The organism is Paenibacillus woosongensis, assembly GCF_009725165.1.
Lineage (GTDB): Bacteria > Bacillota > Bacilli > Paenibacillales > Paenibacillaceae > Fontibacillus > Fontibacillus woosongensis.
Genome location: NZ_WNZW01000017.1, coordinates 49,132 through 68,730, shown reverse-complemented (window position 1 = coordinate 68,730; position 19,599 = coordinate 49,132). Strand labels below are relative to the sequence as shown.

15 protein-coding genes are annotated in these 19,599 nt (G+C 52.8%); 5 read left to right on the top strand and 10 right to left on the bottom strand.

From position 1 onward, the window contains the following. Positions 1-47: 47 nt before the first annotated feature. The gene (locus tag GNP95_RS23665; protein ID WP_155613291.1) at positions 48-1,355 is read right to left on the bottom strand and encodes a S1C family serine protease; all 1,308 of its coding nucleotides are present in this window, start codon (positions 1,353-1,355) and stop codon (positions 48-50) included. 336 nt (positions 1,356-1,691) lie between these two features. On the opposite strand from GNP95_RS23665, the gene GNP95_RS23660 reads away from it, so the two are divergent. Beyond that, complete coding sequence (locus GNP95_RS23660; protein WP_155613290.1) at positions 1,692-1,895, top strand: hypothetical protein; 204 nt, start codon at positions 1,692-1,694, stop codon at positions 1,893-1,895. Here GNP95_RS23660 and GNP95_RS23655 read toward each other — a convergent pair. From GNP95_RS23655 to yycF, 5 genes are all read right to left on the bottom strand, one after another. Then, a complete protein-coding gene (locus tag GNP95_RS23655) occupies positions 1,864-2,670 on the bottom strand; it encodes an MBL fold metallo-hydrolase (RefSeq protein WP_155613289.1) in 807 nt (268 codons plus the stop codon). The genes GNP95_RS23660 and GNP95_RS23655 overlap by 32 nt on opposite strands. Positions 2,671-2,678: 8 nt before the next feature. Beyond that, the gene (gene yycI / locus GNP95_RS23650; protein WP_155613288.1) at positions 2,679-3,428 is read right to left on the bottom strand and encodes a two-component system regulatory protein YycI; all 750 of its coding nucleotides are present in this window, start codon (positions 3,426-3,428) and stop codon (positions 2,679-2,681) included. 90 nt (positions 3,429-3,518) lie between these two features. Continuing rightward, positions 3,519-4,799: a YycH family regulatory protein gene (locus GNP95_RS23645; RefSeq protein ID WP_330163598.1), complete on the bottom strand. Its 1,281-nt coding sequence runs from the start codon at positions 4,797-4,799 to the stop codon at positions 3,519-3,521. Next, positions 4,796-6,619 (bottom strand): cell wall metabolism sensor histidine kinase WalK, encoded by a 1,824-nt coding sequence (gene walK, locus GNP95_RS23640; RefSeq protein ID WP_155613287.1) that lies wholly within the window; start codon positions 6,617-6,619, stop codon positions 4,796-4,798. The genes GNP95_RS23645 and walK overlap by 4 nt, the downstream gene beginning before the upstream one ends. Position 6,620: 1 nt before the next feature. Continuing rightward, positions 6,621-7,334: a response regulator YycF gene (gene yycF / locus GNP95_RS23635; RefSeq protein WP_155613286.1), complete on the bottom strand. Its 714-nt coding sequence runs from the start codon at positions 7,332-7,334 to the stop codon at positions 6,621-6,623. A gap of 215 nt (positions 7,335-7,549) precedes the next feature. On the opposite strand from yycF, the gene GNP95_RS23630 reads away from it, so the two are divergent. The 4 genes from GNP95_RS23630 (at position 7,550) to GNP95_RS23615 (ending at position 13,846) form a co-directional block, all read left to right on the top strand. Then, a complete protein-coding gene (locus tag GNP95_RS23630; protein WP_155613285.1) occupies positions 7,550-8,236 on the top strand; it encodes a response regulator transcription factor in 687 nt (228 codons plus the stop codon). Next, entirely contained in the window at positions 8,233-9,582 is a 1,350-nt protein-coding gene (locus GNP95_RS23625; RefSeq protein ID WP_155613284.1) for a sensor histidine kinase, read from the top strand. The genes GNP95_RS23630 and GNP95_RS23625 overlap by 4 nt, the downstream gene beginning before the upstream one ends. 101 nt (positions 9,583-9,683) lie before the next feature. Further along, positions 9,684-12,797: an efflux RND transporter permease subunit gene (locus tag GNP95_RS23620; protein ID WP_155613283.1), complete on the top strand. Its 3,114-nt coding sequence runs from the start codon at positions 9,684-9,686 to the stop codon at positions 12,795-12,797. After that, positions 12,794-13,846 carry an efflux RND transporter periplasmic adaptor subunit gene (locus GNP95_RS23615; protein ID WP_155613282.1) on the top strand — a complete coding sequence of 351 codons (1,053 nt, stop codon included), beginning with the start codon at positions 12,794-12,796 and terminating at the stop codon, positions 13,844-13,846. The genes GNP95_RS23620 and GNP95_RS23615 overlap by 4 nt, the downstream gene beginning before the upstream one ends. A gap of 95 nt (positions 13,847-13,941) precedes the next feature. Here the strand turns inward: GNP95_RS23615 and GNP95_RS23610 are convergent, their stop codons facing one another. The 4 genes from GNP95_RS23610 to dnaB form a co-directional block, all read right to left on the bottom strand. Further along, on the bottom strand, positions 13,942-15,483 hold the full coding sequence (locus GNP95_RS23610) for a M23 family metallopeptidase (RefSeq protein ID WP_155613281.1): 1,542 nt from the start codon (positions 15,481-15,483) through the stop codon (positions 13,942-13,944). A 238-nt stretch (positions 15,484-15,721) separates the two neighbouring features. Then, a complete protein-coding gene (locus GNP95_RS23605) occupies positions 15,722-16,531 on the bottom strand; it encodes a hypothetical protein (protein ID WP_155613280.1) in 810 nt (269 codons plus the stop codon). Between the two features lie 173 nt (positions 16,532-16,704). After that, positions 16,705-17,991, bottom strand: coding sequence for an adenylosuccinate synthase (locus GNP95_RS23600; protein WP_155613322.1), 1,287 nt, complete (start codon positions 17,989-17,991; stop codon positions 16,705-16,707). A 246-nt stretch (positions 17,992-18,237) separates the two neighbouring features. Beyond that, positions 18,238-19,599 (bottom strand): replicative DNA helicase, encoded by a 1,362-nt coding sequence (dnaB, locus tag GNP95_RS23595; protein WP_155613279.1) that lies wholly within the window; start codon positions 19,597-19,599, stop codon positions 18,238-18,240.

Here is a 19,599-nt window from a genome sequence, read left to right as displayed (position 1 = left end):
TATGATCTCTATAGCTTCCCAATGGCCTTCCAGCGGTTCTGACCACCCTAATGATCAAGCTCAAACTCGCCGAAGCCAGACTCCCCGTTATCATGCTCCCCACGAGGCATATCGTACGTATCGTCCTCCAGCTCTGCATCTTCAGGCTTATCCTCCAGCTTGACCTTCACGCGCTGCAGCTCGCCTTCCCGATAAAAGCTGACCTCCATATCCTCGCCGATCTTCTTGTGTCCGTACAAATACTTGCGCAGATCAAGCGTCGATTGGATCGGCTGCTTGTCGAGCTTAACGATGACGTCATTGAGCTTCAGCCCTGCCGATTTTGCCGGGCCGTGTGCTTCCAGCACGATAACGCCATCCTTCACATCCTCCGGGAGCATCAATTCCCGGTGATCCTCGTCGCTAAATATGGAGAACGGATTGTTTAGGTCAAGAGTATAGACGCCCAAGTACGGACGAGCCACCTTTCCGTGCTCCATCAAATCGTCAACCGTCTTCATGACCTCGCTGACCGGAATGGCGAATCCCAGGCCTTCTACGCCCATATCGGCAATTTTCATCGTATTGATGCCGATCAGCTCGCCGTTCAGATTGACCAGCGCTCCGCCGCTATTGCCGTCGTTGATCGCCGCGTCAGTCTGAATAACTTCCTGCTCCCAGTCATAATTGCCGTCCTGGTTGATCGATACCGGGATTACCCGGCTCGTATAACTGACGATGCCCGAGGTCAGCGTCCCTCCAAGCCCCAGCGGATTGCCTACGGCAAGTACAGTCTCTCCCGGACGCAGGTTCGTGGAATCCCCAAGCGATATCACGGAGGTAATCCCCCTGTCATCCACTTCCAGAACAGCGATATCGCTGATGACGTCCTGACCTACCACCGAGGCTTCCTTCGAATCCCCGCTGCTCGTCAAGATTTCCAAATCACTGGCTCCTTGAATGACATGCGCATTCGTAATGATGAAGGCCTTGCCCTTCTCTTTCTTAAAAATAACACCAGATCCAAGCGCCGCCTGCTCCGGATCTCCGCCTGACAGCTCGTTATGGTTCAAAATGCTAACGACCGTAGGCCCGACCTTTGCGGCCGCCGTGCTGATCCGGCTGAACGGGTCAAGATCTCCGCCAAACACGGTACCCCCCGCAGCAAATCTGGCCTTGGAAGAGGGAAGCCCCGTAATGAAACTGAAGAGCAGCACTGCAACAATCGCGCTCAGCACGGAAGAAACGATCGACACCTGCAGGGTGGACCACCCCGAGCCGCGCTTTCTTCTGTTCCACCCGCGCCGGCTCTCCGCTCTCCGATCATGCCGCCGCGATATTTTCGTGGAATAAAAATCGTCATCAAACAATCCCATCCGAACTCTCTCCCTCCGTGACTTGCTCCTAGGCTACTCGCTTCCGACTCGTCTCATGCTTGCAATTAAAGCGAAGCTCTTACTTCACCTTATTCCCGGTAGGCAAAGCCATATGTCCGTACAAACCCCTTACTTCTTAACGAGATGGTTCAGTATGAAGTTGCTGGCTTCCTGTAAATTTTTATTTTTCAAAGTGTTAGGAATGTTTCTGCTCATAAAAGACTACACTAATGATAAAGCGATAGATTCATAGATTCATTTTACCATATACGAAGCGTTCCTGAAGGTTTTTCCATTGAGGGAAATACCGGGAATTTCAACTTAAGGAGGATGATTATGGATTACTTCTCCCCGATGGACGAGGTGAATATCCTGGCCAAGCTGGCCGATCTAAAGGAAGATCACTATCATCAGCTGCTAGCGCTGAGTGCTATGATGGAGCTGCTCATTGAGAAGGGCGTTCTCAGCCGCGAAGAGATTGCCCAGAAGACTTCTGAACTGGACTGCTCTAAGGCTCGCCCACCCTATCCCACGGCGTAGGACGATCCGCATAGGTGTCGCACAGGCGGAACTCGCTGTCCTTATAGAAGCAGCCGCGGTCCTCCATAGCGCTCCGAACCGACATTTTGGCCAGATCCAGCATGTTATGCTCCTTGCTGAGATGGGCCAAATAGGTGCGCTTCATACGGCCGTTAAGCAGATCGCTGAGCACCTCGCCCGAGGCTTCATTCGATAAATGCCCCATATCGCCAAGAATGCGCCGCTTAATATTCCATGGGTAACGCCCCATCCGCAGCATTTCGATATCGTGATTGGCCTCCAGCACAAGCACGTCCGAATCGGCGATTGCTTGCTTCACTTTATCGCTTGCGTAGCCCAGATCCGTGCAAACGCTCAGCTTCTCCCGGCCATCGCTGAAGGTATAACCGACAGGTTCGGCCGCATCATGCGAAATCCCGAACGACTCTACCCGCATTGACCCGAAATCGCGCGCCTCCCCGGTTCCCAGAAGGCAGCGGTTCTCCTCGGGAATGCTCCCGATCGACTTCTCCATCGCCTGCCATGTCTTCTCATTGGCATAAATGGGCAAGTTATATTTTCTCGCTACGGCCCCAAGCCCTTTAATATGGTCGGAATGCTCATGTGTCACCAGAATGCCCGTCAAATTCTCACCGGTCAAACCGCGCTCCAGCAGCAGTTCATCTATACGGCGGGCACTGAACCCCGCATCGATCATCAGTGTAATCTCTCCGTCCGTCACTACCGTAGCATTCCCGGTAGATCCGCTCGACAGTACCGTAAATCGTAAACCCATGTTCCCCATTACTCCTTCGATTCCTTCGTGTTAGGACTGATGACGTCCCCGCTAATGCCTTGCACGTAATACTCTTCTCCGCTCTCCAGCAAGAAGCGCCATGCCGGCGATGCCGGCAGGTCGGCGTCCGAATCGAACACCTGGCCATAATATCCAAGCTCAATGCTCGTTACTACCGAGCCCTCCGGCAGGAAGTTCTCAATAAGATTGCCCAGAGCCTTGGAAGCAGACAGCACCTGCTGCTCCTTCTCATCGGCCGATTCGTTAATTTCAATAATGTCCTGACGATAAGACACGATCTTCTGGTTGGCGTAATGCAGCTCTAAATTGATTTTGAAGAGCGGCCACTTCCCGTCCACAAGCGGATGGAGGACGAATACATTCTCGTTTCCCGCCCATTCGTCATAACGGTAATTTCCGATGTCGGGAAGGCTCGGCTTCAGCGCATTGGCCAGCTCCTTCGGTGTAAAGATCAGCTTGCTGTCCACAGGAACCGGCAGATCGGTTACTTTATGGCTCTGCTGCCCGTTCACAAAGCGGTAGGATATCTTGCGCAGCTGTGGCGAATCGCTCGGAATTTGCGCCAGCACCTTGATTCGCTTGCTCTCCATCACCTTCTGCGTGCCGCCTTCCAGGGAAGTAAGGTCCGGATTGGAGTCGGCCTGCTCCCTCAGGTCATTCCAGAGCTGGTAGCCAAGCACTAAATTCAGCAGCAAGAAGGCGTAAATAAGCACATTTTTGGCTCTGCCCCAATCCATGTTCCGCGACCTCCTTTAATAAATAAATGGCACTTGTTCTTTCCTGCTGCACATGAAGTGCCGCAGCCTGCCTTACCCTTCGCCTATAACCTAATTCAGCTCATGTACAGCGCCGCTGCTCAGCTCGACGATCCAGGTCGGCTTCAGCAGCAGCCCCTCCTGGCTCAGCGAAGGCAAATACGCCGGGTACAGGTTGATGACGTCAGACAGCTTCTCGATCTTGTCCCTCAGCTCCTGGCCGCCGGACAGCTGAACGACCTGCTTGTCCCAGTCTCCCGCTTTGACATATAGCAAGGAACGCTCATATCCTGTAATCGTGCCTTGCCGCAGGGCCAGCGAAATGGTTCCGAAACGGAACGACCGGAAATCCATGATCGGAAAAGCCCCGAACTGCCCATTCCCGAAGTACTGGCGGAATACCACCCCGTCCATCTCATCCGAACCGTCCATTTGCTCCAAGCGGTAGCTGCCGTTCCAGCCGCCATGCTGGTTCACGAAATCGATCGAGGATAATGCATTGCTTGCCGGGCTGTTCTCGCCTGCAGACGGCGCCGCCGGATCGGTATAGTTAATCCAGTTCCCATCCTGCCTTACCTGCAGGCTCCGCTTGCTGTCCGTATAAATTTCTGAACCGTCCTTCTCGCGTATGATTCTCGTAATACTCGGGTCAAAGAACAGGCTGCCCTGAATCTGCTCGGTCGAGAACACGCCTACCTTCAGCAGGGTCTCTACCATATCAATGGGCTTCTCCGGAATATAATAACCATCCTTCAGCGTGTACGGAATCCAGTCCTTGCCGAAATCGACCTGCTGCCTCACGTCCTGCACCGTCAAATCGGCCTTCGTTGCCTCATACACGACATCCCCATGCGAGCTGAAGAAGAAGACGCGCGCCCGTTCCTCATTTTCCCCGGTATAGATCAATATCCGGTGAATACTCTCTTCCTCAAACAGCGGATCAGCGGATAGTTGCATCACCTTTTGCAGAAGCGATACAGGCACGCCGCTGCCGAACTGAAGCTCTACGCCCGGATATTTACTCCGGATTTCCGTCCAGTTCATATTGTCTACGCCGTTGCGCTGAAATCCTTCAAACATCCGCCCTTTCAGGCGGGAATATATCAAATCGTAGAACATCGAATCCGGGTAAAACACCGTATGCTGGTTCTCGCCCATGTGAACGGATATTTGCGCCGGAAATATGAGCTCCTCAGCCCGCATCTCCGCCCCCATATTCTCTGTCTTGATATAATCATTCTCCGTCTTGACCACTGGATCGCTGCCCGGGAGCCGATAAATCAGAAAATAACTCTGCACCAGACTGCAGACTACAAGCAAAGTAAGCAGGAAAGATTTCACCGTTTCCTTCACCGTCCCTCGCCTCCTTGCTCCTGTGTAGGCAGTGTAAAGGTTACTTTAGTGCCTTCCCCCAGCTCGGATTCCAAAGTAATCGTACCGCCATGGGCCTTCACAATTTCCCGGGCAATGGACAGGCCAAGGCCGGTTCCACCCATATTGCGGGCTCTAGCCTTGTCCACTCGGTAAAATCTCTCAAAAATACGCTCTAAATCGCGCTTCGGAATACCGATTCCGTTGTCCTGGATCGATATGGCAATCATGCCGTCATCCACCCGGCGCGCCTCAAAAGCAATCTTTCCGCCTTCTGGCGTATATTTCATCGCATTGGATATTAAATTGTCCAGCACTTGATCGATTTGATCCCGGTCCATCCAGGCGGTATCGACACCTTTCTCGATAAAGATTTCCGGATGAACTCCCTTCTCCTGCATTTGGAAGGAGAATCGATCCACGACCTCTTCCAGCATTTCCAGAACGCCGATCGACTGCTTGCGCAGCAGAGCTTCTTTCGAATCGAGACGGGATAAATGAAGCAGATCCGTAACAAGCCGGATCATCCGGTCCGTCTGATTCTGAATGACGGAAGCGAACCGCGGACCAAGCTCTGGGTCCTGCAGCGCGCCGTCCTCCAGCGCCTCGGTATAGCTCTTAATTGTCGTGAGCGGCGTCCGCAATTCGTGGGAGACGTTCGCGACGAACTCCCTCCGGGACGCCTCCAGTTTCTCCTGCTCCGTCACGTCCTGCAGTACGGCAATCGTCCCGCTGATGCCAAATTCCCTCCGGTGAATCGGCGTAAACGTTACGCGGATGAGAAACATGTCCCCTTCCGGAGAATCGATCTCCAGAATAGCCGAGTGCATCGTTCCCCGCTCCAGTACGGCCCGTTCCTCCAGCGGCAGATGCAGCAGCGTCATAATATCCTTGCCGCTAACTGCCTCCTCTTGAACCCGCAGCATCTCGCTGGCTCTGCGGTTCATCAGAATGACCTGATATTTCTCATCCGCGGCGATAACGCCGTCGCTCATATTGGTAAGAATAGAGGCCAGCTTCTCCTTCTCTTCCTCATTCTGAGCCAGCGCATCCTGCAGCCGGCTTGTCATATAGTTGAACGCCTTGCTCAACTGGCCGATTTCATCGTTGCCGAGCACCGGCATTTTCTGATGGAACCGTCCTTCCGCCACCGCCGTCGCCCGCCGGGTCAGCTCCTTAATCGGCGATGTAATTGTATGTGCGAGGATAACGCCTAATACGGCAGTCAAAGCAAGGGCCAGTAATAAGCCGGAAATGAATATGCTATTAATCCGCTCCATCGTATCGTAGAGCTCGGTCATCGATGCCGCGATATAAATGGCGCCAACCGTCTTTCCGTCTCTTACGACCGGCTTGGCTACCACCTTCTTGCGAACGTTATCTTCATCGATCATATACTCTTCATTGTCGCGTATGCCCTGCAATGCCCGGCTGACTACCGTTTGCGTATTCTTCGTGCCGACGTAATCGGCATGCGATGGCTTGGAGGTCGTCAGAACCCGGCCGCTCGCGTCCAGCACCTGAATCTCAGCGCCGTTAATATTGAATAAATTGTTGACGAGGACACTTAAATTGTCTAGCGATGCATCTGCCGATTCTCCGGTAATCCCCAAGTTTTGCGCAGCCAGCACTGATAGCAATGCCGCCCGCTCTTGAAGCTCCTTCGTAAAGTTGCTTGTCAGCGAGGTTTTCATGGCGCTCACGAAATAGACCCCGATCAACTGCATCGCGATCAGGATCAGGAGCACATAAATCATGATCAGCTTAGCCTGGATCGTACGGAAGAAGGAGGGCAGATTCATCCTAGAATCCACCCGCCTTGGAGCTGCGCATCATATAGCCAAGCCCACGCCGGGTCAAAATATACTCGGGCTTGCTCGGATCACTCTCAATCTTCTCCCGCAGCCGGCGAATCGTCACGTCCACCGTCCGCACGTCTCCGAAATAGTCATAACCCCATACCGCCTGCAGCAGATGCTCTCGGGTCATCACTTTTCCAGCATTCTTCACCAGATAATGAACCAGCTCGAACTCCCGGTGAGTTAAATCCAGCGGTTCGCCATTTTTGTATACCGTATACATATCCGTATCGATAAACAGCTCAAACAAGCTGATTCCCTGTTTGCCCTCGGCGCTTTCCAGCGGGGCCGGCTTCTGCTGCCGCCGCATTTGCGCCTTCACCCGGGCAAGAAGCTCCCGCGTGCTGAACGGCTTCGTCACATAATCATCGGCTCCAAGCTCCAGCCCAAGCACCTTATCGATTTCGCCATCTTTGGCGGTCAGCATAATGATCGGCGTCTGCAGTCTGGCGCGAACCTCTCTGCACACATCCATGCCATCCTTGCCGGGCAGCATCAAATCAAGCAGAATGAGATCCGGCTGCTCGTTGAATGCCAGCTCTACAGCCTCGATTCCATCGAAAGCAAGGATTACCTCGTACCCTTCTTTTTCTAGATTGAACTTCAAAATATCGGCAATTGGACGTTCATCGTCCACGACTAAAATTTTACCTAGCATGATTGCGATTCACCCCAAACTTTCGATCATGGCTTTGATCTCCCTCTATCTTACCATATCCTAAGCAGCATCAGCTATCGGGAAGCCTAGGGCAAGTATTGAATGCCCCCGCCTAAAACTGTTACTCTATCATTGACGGTGAAGTTCCCGTTCGCTTTAGATCATACATACATTTACTTGTTTTTACCAGTCACTTAAGGAGGATAATTAACCCTATGGCCACCATTATGCTCGTCGATGACGATCCCCATATACGCGAACTGATTTGTCTCTATTTATCGAAGGAAGGATTCCGCCCCATCCAGGCCGAAAACGGCGCCGTGGCGCTGAAAATGATGGAGCAGGAAATCGCCGACCTGGTTGTACTCGACATCATGATGCCGGTCATGGACGGCTGGGAGCTGTGCGCTAAGCTGCGTCGCCTGTACCCGGATACACCGCTGCTCATGGTTACTGCGAAGGGTGAAACTGGGCAAAAAATCAAGGGCTTTGATCTGGGCGCCGACGATTATGTCGTGAAGCCGTTTGAGCCGCTCGAGCTGGTAGCCCGGATCAAAGTGCTGCTCAAGCGCTACAGAATCGCTTCTTCCCAAAGCATTCATCTCGGGAACATTTTGCTGGACCGCCAAAGCTACAAAGTGATCCGCGGCTCCGAAGAGTTCATGCTCCCGCCCAAGGAATTCGAGCTTCTGTTCAAGCTTGGAAGCTATCCCGGGCAAATCTTTACCCGCGAGCAGCTCATCGAACAAATCTGGGGTCCCGACTATACAGGGGATGACCGTACGGTCGACGTCCATATCAAAAGGCTGCGCGAACGCTTCCCCGCAAGCGATGAGGAGGCTCACTCCTTTCATATCGCCACCGTATACGGGCTCGGCTACCGGCTTGTGGTGGACAAATGATCAAATCGCTATATGTCCGTATTGTTGTGATGTTTCTGGTAGCCATTCTCGTCAGCCTGCTGACCTCTACGATGGTTATCGGCTATTTATACCAGCGTCAGATCCAGGATCAAACCCAGGACTACATGATTACACTGGGCCAAAGCCTAATCCGGATTTTTGATCGGGTCGGGTATGACCGCCGAGCCCTGGTCATGGACGACATCAAGGATTTGGCCAATATGGTCAGCATGCAAATTTTCGACGGCTCCCTGTCCGAGGAGAAATACGGCTCCGATTCCCTAATCGAAGTAAGCCGGGAGCAAGTCGAACGCGTGCTTCAAGGGGAGACATTGAAGAGCACTACCTCTGAAGGACATACCTATGTAGGGCTGCCTTTCGGGCATCAAGGCCAAACCTATGCCATGTTTATCGAGCCAAGCTCGAACAGCCAGGTCGGTTATCCGATCGGCGGCATGATCCTCACCGGGATCACTGTCCTGTTGGTGGGCGGCAGCCTGTTTTTCGTTGTGGAAGCCGCCTTTTTGATCCAGCCTTTGCGCAAAATGACGGAAGCGACGAAGCGGATGGCCAAAGGCGATTTCAGCAGCGAGCTGAAAGCGCGGCGCAAAGACGAATTGGGCGTCCTGGTGCAGAGCTTTAACGAAATGCGGCGGCAGCTGCAGCAAATTGAGGAGATGCGCCAGGACTTCGTCTCCAACGTCTCGCACGAAATTCAGTCGCCGCTTACGTCCATCCGCGGATTTGCCAAGGCGCTGAAGGAGAACGATACGCTCGACCATAAGAACCGGGATCGTTATTTGGACATCATTATCGCGGAGAGCGAGCGAATGTCCCGAATGAGCGACAACCTGCTGCATTTGGCCTCGCTTGAATCGAAGCACCATCCGTTCCATCCCGTCACATTCCGGCTCGATGAACAGATCCGGCAAACGGCTGTTGCTCTGGAGCCGCAATGGGCCGCCAAATCGATTGCGATCGATCTGGATCTGCCTGTGGTCAAAGTTTGCGGTGACCGGGACCAGCTGGACCAGGTGTGGATCAACCTGCTGGGAAACAGCATCCGCTTTACGCCGGAAGGCGGCAAAATCGCCATTGACGTTCAGCGGGGCATCCACCAGGTTTCCGTGACGATCAAAGATACGGGAATCGGCATTGCGCCGGAGGATCAGGCCCAAATATTCGAACGATTCTACAAGGCGGACCGCTCCCGCAACCGGGTATATAATGGCAACGGTCTGGGCCTGGCGATCGTCAAAAGAATCGTAGACCTGCATCACGGCCATATCGAAGTGCGCAGCGAGCCCGGAACCGGAACGGAAATCACTGTGACCCTGCCCTCTTGAACAATTTAGTTTTGCCCTGCGAAGTTAATTGTAAATTTGGCTTCTTATTCATATTCAGTTCACATTTATAAGGTAATCTTTCTTAAGATAGGAGGATTACCATGAACAAACTAACTAGTTTTTCCATGAAGAATATAGGCGCCTTGTTTATTATGATCATCATGTTGTTTGGCGGCGGCCTGTATGCGGCTGGGAATTTAAAGACGGAGATCATGCCGGACATCTCGATTCCCATGGTATACATAACGGCCCAATATCCCGGGTCTCCCAGCGACGTCATGGAACAAGTAACCAAGCCGATAGAGAAAAAGATAGCCAACATGGAGGGAGTTACCTCGCTGGACTCTACGTCAAGCGACAACTTTGCGACCATTATAGTCATGCTGACTGATAAGGCCGACCCCGAAAAGAAAAAGCAGGATATTGAAAGCTTGCTGCAAGAGGTCAATCTTCCCGCTTCGGCCAGCACTCCGAAGGTGGCCACCTTCGGTTTCGCCTCAATTCCGGCTTATTACTTCGCCATCTATGGCCAAAATGGCATGAGCCAGTCAGAGCTGGATCAATGGTATGCGAACGAGATCAAACCCGAACTCGAATCGATCCCTGGCTACGACCACATGGACGAAATCGGAGCGCGGGAAACGAAGCTTACCATCAAGCTTGATGCCGGGAAGCTGAATGATTTCGGCCTTACTCCCGGACAAGTATCCGGCCAGGTGCGCCAAAACCTCACTTCGCTGCCGGCAGGAGCCGTCGATCTCGATGGCAGCTCCTTGATGGCCCGTGTAAAGGGCGACACCAACAGTGTGTATAACTTGGAAAATATGGACTTGCTGACCCAGAGCGGCACCCGGGTTCGCCTGAATCAGCTGGGCAAGATCGAATCGATCTCGGAATCCGATTTTGTAGCTCGACTGAATCAGCAGCCAGCCATCGGCATCCAGCTGTACAAAACGAGCGAGGCCAACGCCGTAGATTTCGCCAGGGAAGTCGAGTCCCTGTTCGCCAAATGGGAGCAGCAGCTTCCCGATATCGGCTTTAAGACGATTTATGACACTTCGGAATTAGTCAGTTCCTCCATTAGCGGAATGGTGCATGAGGGGCTCACCGGCGCGCTGCTGGCAGCGCTCGTCATCCTGCTGTTCCTGCGGAATTTACGTATGACCTTGATCGTTCTGGTCTCGATTCCACTTTCGATCCTGATAACACTGCTCGTTATGAATTCCCTGGACATTTCCTTGAACATTCTGACGCTCGGCGGTATGTTCATCGCGATTGGACGGGTCGTGGACGACAGTATCGTCGTTATCGAAAATATATATTCACATTTGCAGAAAGCGCAGGAGCGCGGCGAATCGGTCATTAAGCTGGCTACCCGTGAAGTCGGCGCAGCAATTACGTCATCCACACTGACGACGGTCGGGGTCTTCGCCCCGCTCGCATTTGTCAGCGGTATGGTCGGGCAATTGTTCCAGCCGTTCGCGATTACGCTGTCCACCGCCATGTTAGCTTCGCTGCTAGTAGCATTGACGGTAATCCCGATGCTGGCGAAGGTACTGGTGCTCCGCGGAGCCAAGATCAAGCATCATGAAGAGAAGGCAGGACGCTCGACGGCTTTTTACCGCCGTGTCCTGGAATGGTCGCTGCGCCACCGGATCAAAACGCTGCTGGCAGCAGGATTCCTGTTTATCGCGTCAATTATCGGAACGCTGCCGTTTCTATCGGTCACCTTGATGCCGGAGGAAGAGCCTCCGCGGCAGTTTTACTTCGTCATTAAGATGCCGTACGAAACTTCTTTGAAAACTATGGATGCCAAAATCAAAGATATGGAAGAGATTTTGCATCTTGCGAAGACGGCCGATGGCCAGCCGCAATTTACCTTTACTGAAGCGCTGATCGGATTTGACGGCTCCACGGAGGCAACGCCTTACCGGGCGCAGATTTTTACCGAAGTTAGCGAAGGCAGCAATGTCAAAACTGTTCAGGAGCAATACAAAAATATTTTGATGGCCGAATTGCCGGTAGACTCTGAATTGGACGTTAGATCCCTGGAGGGTAATTCGGCGGGCGGCACCGACTTCCAATATTCCCTGAAAGGGGATGACCTCAACCGGTTGGTTGAAGCTTCTTCGCTGCTGAAGGAGAAGCTGAAGGAGTTTCCAGAAATCAAGGAAGTGGAGGACTCCCTCAGCGATGCCAAGAAGGAGCTTGAGATCGAAGTCGATCAGAACAAAGTTTGGCAATACGGACTGAGCGCCTCTACGGTACAGCAGACCGTCGCCGGTTGGCTGGCCGAGGATGAAATCGGTGATGTCAAGCTGGATAACATCACTTACACGACAACGGTCCAACTGGATAAATCGGGCATTGATACGCTGTCCAAGCTGGGGGATATCCCGTTCCGTACGGGGAGCGGCTCCATCGTTTATCTGAAAGAGGTGGCGAAGCTGAACATCATCAACGCCGCCTCCAGCATTCAGCGTAACGACCAGGAACAGGTCGTGAACATTACCGCCAAAATCGACAGCCAAAACAAGGGCGGCGTTGCCGGTCAAGTCGCGATGGCTCTGGATCAGGTTGAGCTTCCTGACGGCGTATCGCGCGAAGTCGGCGGGATTAATGAAGATATCGGAGAAAGCTTCTCCCAGCTGTTTGTCGCCATGGGGGCAGCCGTATTTATCGTCTATCTCATCATGGTTATTGCTTTCGGCAATCTGAGCGCACCGTTTGTCATCCTATTCTCGCTGCCGCTTGCCGTAATCGGCGGTTTGCTTGGTCTATTGATCAGCGGCGAAGCGCTAAGCATCACCTCGCTGATCGGCTTCATGATGCTAATCGGAATCGTCGTGACCAACGCAATTCTGCTTATCGACCGGACGCAGCAGCTGCGCGACGAAGGCTACACCGTTCGCCACGCCTTGGTTGAAGCGGGCATGCTTCGCCTAAGACCGATCATCATGACAGCGGTCGTAACGATGGTCGCCATGCTGCCGCTTGCGCTTGGGTTTACCGAAGGTGGAGCCATTATTTCGAAAGGCATGGCCGTCGTCGTGATCGGCGGACTCGTTACGTCAACGATTCTGACATTGGTCGTCGTTCCGGTCGTCTACGAATTACTGGAATCATTCAAGAACCGGATGGGCCGTCTGTTCCGAAGAAGGGGCCGAGTCGATAAATCATCCGACGACATCAGTGAGGGAGTGGTAAGTCAATGAGAAACAAACGATGGATACAAATTATAATGGGCAGCGCGTTGCTGGCCGTGGGCGGAACAGCCCTGGCCGGCTGCAATGCCCCTCAGGAAACGCAAATGGAAGTGCAGAAGGCCATACAGAAGCCCGCTGTCAAGATCAGTGAAGCTCAAAAGAGAAGCATTGGCGCTCCTCAGGAGACGGTAGCCGAAGTGACAGCTTCAGCGGAAAGAGATGTCGTGGTCAAAGCAAGCGGCGACGTGCTTAAAGCGTTGAAAAAGCGTGGTGATCAGGTAAAACAGGGGGAACTGCTGTTTGAACTGGATCCAGCCGATGTGCTGCTGCAGAAGCAAAAGGCCGAAATCGGGCTCCGCACGGCCCAGAATAATTTGAAAGAGGGCCAGTTCGCTGCGCAAGACGATCCGGATGCCCTCCAGCCGCTGAAAGATCAAATTCGAATGGCACAAATCGATATCGAGCAAATCAACCGCACCTTGGACAATTATAAAGTGACCGCTCCAATCAGCGGCATTCTGACCGATTTCTCGATTGAGCCCGGCATGACCATAAACCAAGGAATCGTTGGCAAAATTCAGCAGATCAACCCGGTCAAAATCAAGGCGAACATCACAGAGGAAAACGCCAAGCTCCTTAAAGGTAAAACCGAGCTATCGTTCTATGCGGCCGACCGGCCGGACCAGCTGTTCAAAGGGAAAATCGTCTATTTCGCCGACATCATGGACACGATGAACAGAACCTATGAGCTGGAGCTGCAAGCCGATAACGCCAGTCTGGCCCTGAAACCGGGAACCAAAGTGCAGCTGCGGCTGACCGATGAAGCAGAGCAGGAAGTGCTCACCATCCCAACTACGGCGATTATCCGGGAAGAGAGCAACACCTACGTCTATCTCTTCTCTGGTGGCAAAGTCGAGAAGCGGCAAGTGGAACTCGGACGCCTCAACGAATTGTATCAGGAGGTCATCGAAGGCTTGGCCGCGGGAGATCAGATCGTGGTATCGGGTCAACACCAATTGAAAGACAATCAAGAGGTCGAAGCCCTTGCGGCGAATTAATATAAAAAAATGGCCCTGCGCAACGATGTTCCATCAGGAACACCGGCCGCGCGGGCCATTTTTATTTGAGCATGACTTTTTTAACTACCCTTATACTATAGATATTTCATCGGATTTTGCACGTTGCCATTCTTATGAATTTCAAAATGCAAATGCGTCCCGGTAGAACGCCCCGTGCTGCCCATAACCCCGATTTTGCTGCCCTTCTCTACGATGTCGCCCTTTTCTACGCTGATCTTACTCAGATGCCCATACAGCGTCTCATATCCGTTATTATGATTAATAATAATAACATTGCCATAGCCGGATTTGACGCCTGCGAAGCTGACAACTCCTTCATCCGCGGCAAGAATGTTCCGATTCGAGGAGACCAGATCAACGCCTTTATGAGTTCGGCCCCAACGCTCGCCGTAGCTGCTCGTCATTCGTGCGCCGGATACCGGCCACGCGAACTGGCCGCTGCCCTCGCCGACGATCTTCGTTCCTTTCATAATGATGCGCGGAGACGATGCCTTAATGACCTCATGGCCAAGCCATTCCTCGGTGACCACCTCGCCATTCTCTTTGGTCAGCCGATATTCCATAATCTTCAGACCGCTTTGCCCCTCCGCAACAACCTTGGACTGACCGGCTTTCATATCCGCATTTTTCTGAATAATCACTTCCGGTTCGGTGACGATTTCCTCGGATACCAGTTCAACCGTCTTTACGGTCAGAGCAGGCTTCAACGCCTTTACGTTCAGTTCTGTACCGATCTGCATTGTCTTCTCCTGAACCCCAGGGTTATTCGCGAACAATTCCTTCTGAGTCACCCCGTACCGCTTAGCAATGGATGAGATCGTATCCCCTTCGCGAACGACATAAGTGATCGCTGCCTCACTGCCCTCGACGATGCGCTGAACCGCCTCCTCGGCGCTCAGCACCTTGTTCGGATCCGTCTTTACGGCAACCTGCGTTACGTCCTCCACGATCTCCGCGGATTCCACGGAGACACCGTTTTGCTTCTTGGCCGCGTTCGGATTGCTGCTCACTAATTTAATTCTAGAAGCCGCAGGATTGGATGAAGTGCCCGGTATGTATTTCCCTTTCACTTGCTCCAGAATCGCGTCTGCCGTTGCTTGATCCTTCACGACCGCAATGGTCTTGCCGTCGACCTTCAGCTCTACCCCGCGGGAATAACCCGTCAGCCTCTCATACAGCTTGTCCAGAGTAGCCTCCGTATCGATCTTGGCTTTATACTTCTTCGCCTCGACCGTTGTTATGCCCTTCGTATTAACTACCATATCCGCCTGTGGATACTTCTCGGCGTACTCCTGCTCTTTGCGCTTGTAGAGCGCCTGCAGCTGGTCCTCGCTATCGATCGTTCCGATCTCCTCATCATGGAGCATGACGCGATAATAGGTCACCGTATGCGCCTGCGCATACTGGTAACCTGCCAATAACATGCCTGTTGCAAGTACGGCAGCGATTGCCCCAATTCTGACTCTGCGTGATCGCGTTTTCCGCTCTATATCCGTGCTATCTATATCATCTTGTTCATTTTCCGGTAGATTGTGGCTTGGCCTGATGCGCTGAACTGCAGACTGATAACGCTCCGTAAGCCAATCAAGCCCAAGTTTTCCCCTGAAACCCTTCATGGTAAATCTCCTTTATATTGACTCTATTCGACAATAAATAGTTTCAAAATTTTAACCTTTGGTCGCTATCGTCTACTTTAGCATACGACCCTCCCGAATTTCAACTCTGTTCACAAATGGCAAAAACCCGCTGCGGGAGCGGGTTTAACATGTTTTTGCTAAAATATCCAGGGAGTATTTTATTTACAATCCTGTGAATGGTACCGCTATCATGGTGATTTAGTAGAAAGTCTTTCCATTATTTTTTGAGCATATTCATGACCTTGGCATACTGTTCTTTATCTAAATGCTTGGACAAAATTTGCTGAATCTCTATCATTTCGGATTCGGTCAACCCGCCCTCCATTGCCGCAGTCATCTTCTGCATTTCTTCCTCCGGAAGCTTGGACATCAGGATATTGAATATTTCTTCCTTCTGCTGGTCGGGCAGCTCATCCTTTTTAGCCAACAAATCATCCGGGGAGATGACGACCGCCTGATCCTGGTTCCTGAGCGCATCCTGCTGGGATTGTTGTTGCGACTGTTGTTGCGATTGGCCGGAAGCCATCCCTCCCATCACCGGAAGCGCGTCCTCGGGAATACCTTCCCCCGTGTTCACGCCATTGTCATCAGGATGCTCAGATCCGCGGCCCGAACCACGGTCAGATCCGCCGCGATTGCCGTTTACACCCTCATTGCCTTGCCCGCCAGCAGCTTCATCCGTGCCAGGATCCCCATTCTCGCTCTCCCCGGCGCTGCTGCCGATGCCTGGATTGACCCTGGCGCTCTCTTTTCCATTATCCGAACTGCTGCCCGAACCGTTGTCCGAGCCATTACCGCCCGCGGTCCTGCTTCCTGTGCCTCTGCCTGTGCTCCCCTTGCCTCCAAAGCCCAGCATTCCCTTCATCATGCTTCCCAAGCTTAACGATTCCACTTCGAGAGGTATGTTATAACTGCTCAGCAGTGACTGAATATACCAATTGACGACATAACCCGTCGTTGCGACGGTTAACATGCTGACGATGACGACCGTAATCGATAGCTTCGCCAGCCAGGCAGCCCATCTCATTTTATTCCTCCTTCTACTTATCCTACCTACTAGTATGGACGATAGAAGGCCGATTCAACCTCCCGATGCAAAGAAAAGAACAGCAAAAAAAAGCCGCCCGGAGCAGACGTTCTCCACGAACGCTCCAAACGGCTAAATGTTATGACGCTATCGAATCCATCATGCAGCAAGCCTTATTCATAAATCGGCAGCACTTGGTTTGTCTGATCGCGGTTTCGTCCCACGGAGAAGATCGCGATCGGAATGCCTGTCAGCTCGGATACACGCTTTACGTAATTCCGCGTCGTTTCCGGCAGATCATCGAGAGTTTTTACCCCGGTGATGTCCTCGGACCAGCCTGGCAGTTCCTCGTAGACCGCTTCGCACTCTGCAAGCATCTTGAGGCTGGCCGGGTAATGGCTGATTATTTCGCCCCGGTACTTATAACCGGTGCAGATCTTGACCGTCTCCAGGCCGGTCAGCACGTCCAGCGAGTTCAGGGACAGGCCGGTCAGGCCGCTCACCCGGCGGGCATGGCGTACGACGACGCTGTCGAACCAGCCAACGCGGCGCGCCCGTCCCGTTACGGTGCCATACTCATGCCCAGCCTCGCGGATCGAGTCGCCGACGGCGTCGTTTAGCTCCGTTGGGAACGGACCATCGCCGACACGGGTCGTGTAGGCTTTCGCCACGCCTATGACCTGATCGATCTTCGACGGGCCAACGCCGGAGCCAATGCAAACCCCGCCTGCCGACGGATTCGAGGAAGTCACGAACGGATACGTGCCCTGGTCGATATCCAGCATGACGCCTTGGGCGCCCTCAAACAACACTTTGCGCTTCGCGTCGATAGCATCATTCAGAATGACTGACGTATCCCGGACGTACGGCCGGACGATTTCCGCATACTCCAAATATTGCTTCAGCACTTCCTCAACGTCCAGCGGCTCAGCCCCATATACCTGCTCGATAATATGGTTCTTCTCCTTCATGAGATGGCGCAGCTTCGTCTCGAACTCCTCGGGATCAAGCAGGTCGGAGATCCGAATGCCGTTTCGCGCGGCTTTGTCCATATACGCCGGGCCAATCCCTTTACGAGTTGTACCGATTTTGTTCGGCCCCTTGCGGTCCTCTTCCAGCGCATCCAGGACCGTATGGTAAGGCATGATGACATGCGCGCGATCGCTGATCACCAGATTGTCCGTCGTAAATCCGTTGTCATGAATATAATGGATTTCCTCGATAAGGGCTGCCGGGTTTACGACCATCCCGTTACCGATAACGCATATTTTGTCCTTATAAAAAATACCCGATGGAATTAAGCTCAGTTTGTACTTCTTCCCGTCAATAAGTATGGTGTGACCGGCGTTATTTCCGCCTTGGTATCGCGCCACCACCTCTGCGCTTTCCGCCAGATAATCGGTGATTTTGCCCTTACCCTCGTCTCCCCATTGCGTTCCGACAACGACTACTGTTGACATGTACATTCCCCCGTCGGTGCGTAAGGCACCTTAATTTGCCTTGCTCGGATTCCATACGTCAGATTCATTTTTGCCTTCAGCCACTGTGGATCTGCTCCATCCAGCGCAGCAGCAATACAAGTGTAACAAGCGCGATTTTCAATGTCAAATTAAAAGACGAACAATCACGCATCGAAATACGTGATTGTTCGGGTTCTGGCATAAAAATCTCTAATATAAGGACAATGCCGTTATTTAGTTTATAATTTACCCCGCAAACGCGTCAGTATGCGCGCGTTCGTAATTCGCGAACTTATTGAAGTTCTTCAAGAACACCAGCTCTACGGTACCGACCGGTCCGTTACGCTGTTTGGCAATGATAATCTCGATGATGTTCTTTTTCTCCGTCTCCTGATTGTAGTAATCATCCCGGTACAAGAATGCGACGATATCCGCATCCTGCTCAATCGAACCCGACTCCCGCAAGTCGGACATCATCGGGCGCTTGTCCTGCCGCTGCTCTACGCCCCGGCTGAGCTGGGACAAGGCGATGACCGGAACCTCAAGCTCACGGGCGATTTGCTTCAGCGTACGCGATATTTCCGATACCTCCTGCTGCCGGTTCTCCCCTGGTTTGCCGCGCCCATGGATAAGCTGCAGGTAATCGATCACGATCATGCCAAGGCCTTTCTCCTTCTTGAGCCGGCGGCACTTCGCCCGAATATCGGCTACCGTTATCCCAGGCGTATCATCGATGTAAATTTCCGATTCCGACAATGCGGCAATCCCCATCGTCAGCTTGGACCAATCATCGTCGTTTTTGAAGTCCCCTGTCCGCATGACTCCCGCGTCCAGATTCGCCTCCGCACAAATCATCCGCTGAACGAGCTGAGCCGCCGACATCTCCAGACTGAAGATGGCGACGGTCTCTTTGGCCCGAACGGCCACGTTCTGGGCAATGTTCAGGGCAAACGCCGTCTTACCGACAGATGGACGAGCCGCCACGATAATCAGGTCATTCCGCTGGAAACCGGACGTCATTCGATCGAGATCGACGAAGCCCGAAGGGATTCCCGTGGTATTGCCCCGATTTTGGTGCAGCTCCTCCACTTTTTCGAACACTTCCATCAAAACATCGCGTATTGCAATAAAGCCGCTTCCGGATCGGCTGTTGGAAATTTCGAGGATTTTCCGCTCCGCATCGCTCAGCAGGCCGCCGACATCTTCACCGCCCGCATAACCCTCGCTAACGATTTGCGTAGCCGTACGGATAAGCCGGCGAAGCATGGACTTCTCTTCTATGATGCGAGCGTAGTAGTCGACGTTAGCCGCCGTAGGCACCGCGTTAGCCAGCTTCGCCAGATAACTGACTCCGCCGATATCCTCCAGCTCCCCCCGATCCTGAAGCTTCGAGGTTAGCGTAACCAGGTCGATTGGCTGACTTTCCTCGCCAAGCTGCACCATGGCTTCATAGATCAATTGGTGAGGAGGATCATAGAAATCTTCCGTCCGCACCCGCTCCATGGCGGTAATCAGCGCTTCCGACTGCAGCAGTATTGCCCCAAGCACCGCCTGCTCCGCTTCAAGATTCTGCGGGGGAATACGGTCGAAAAATTGATCTCCCGCCAT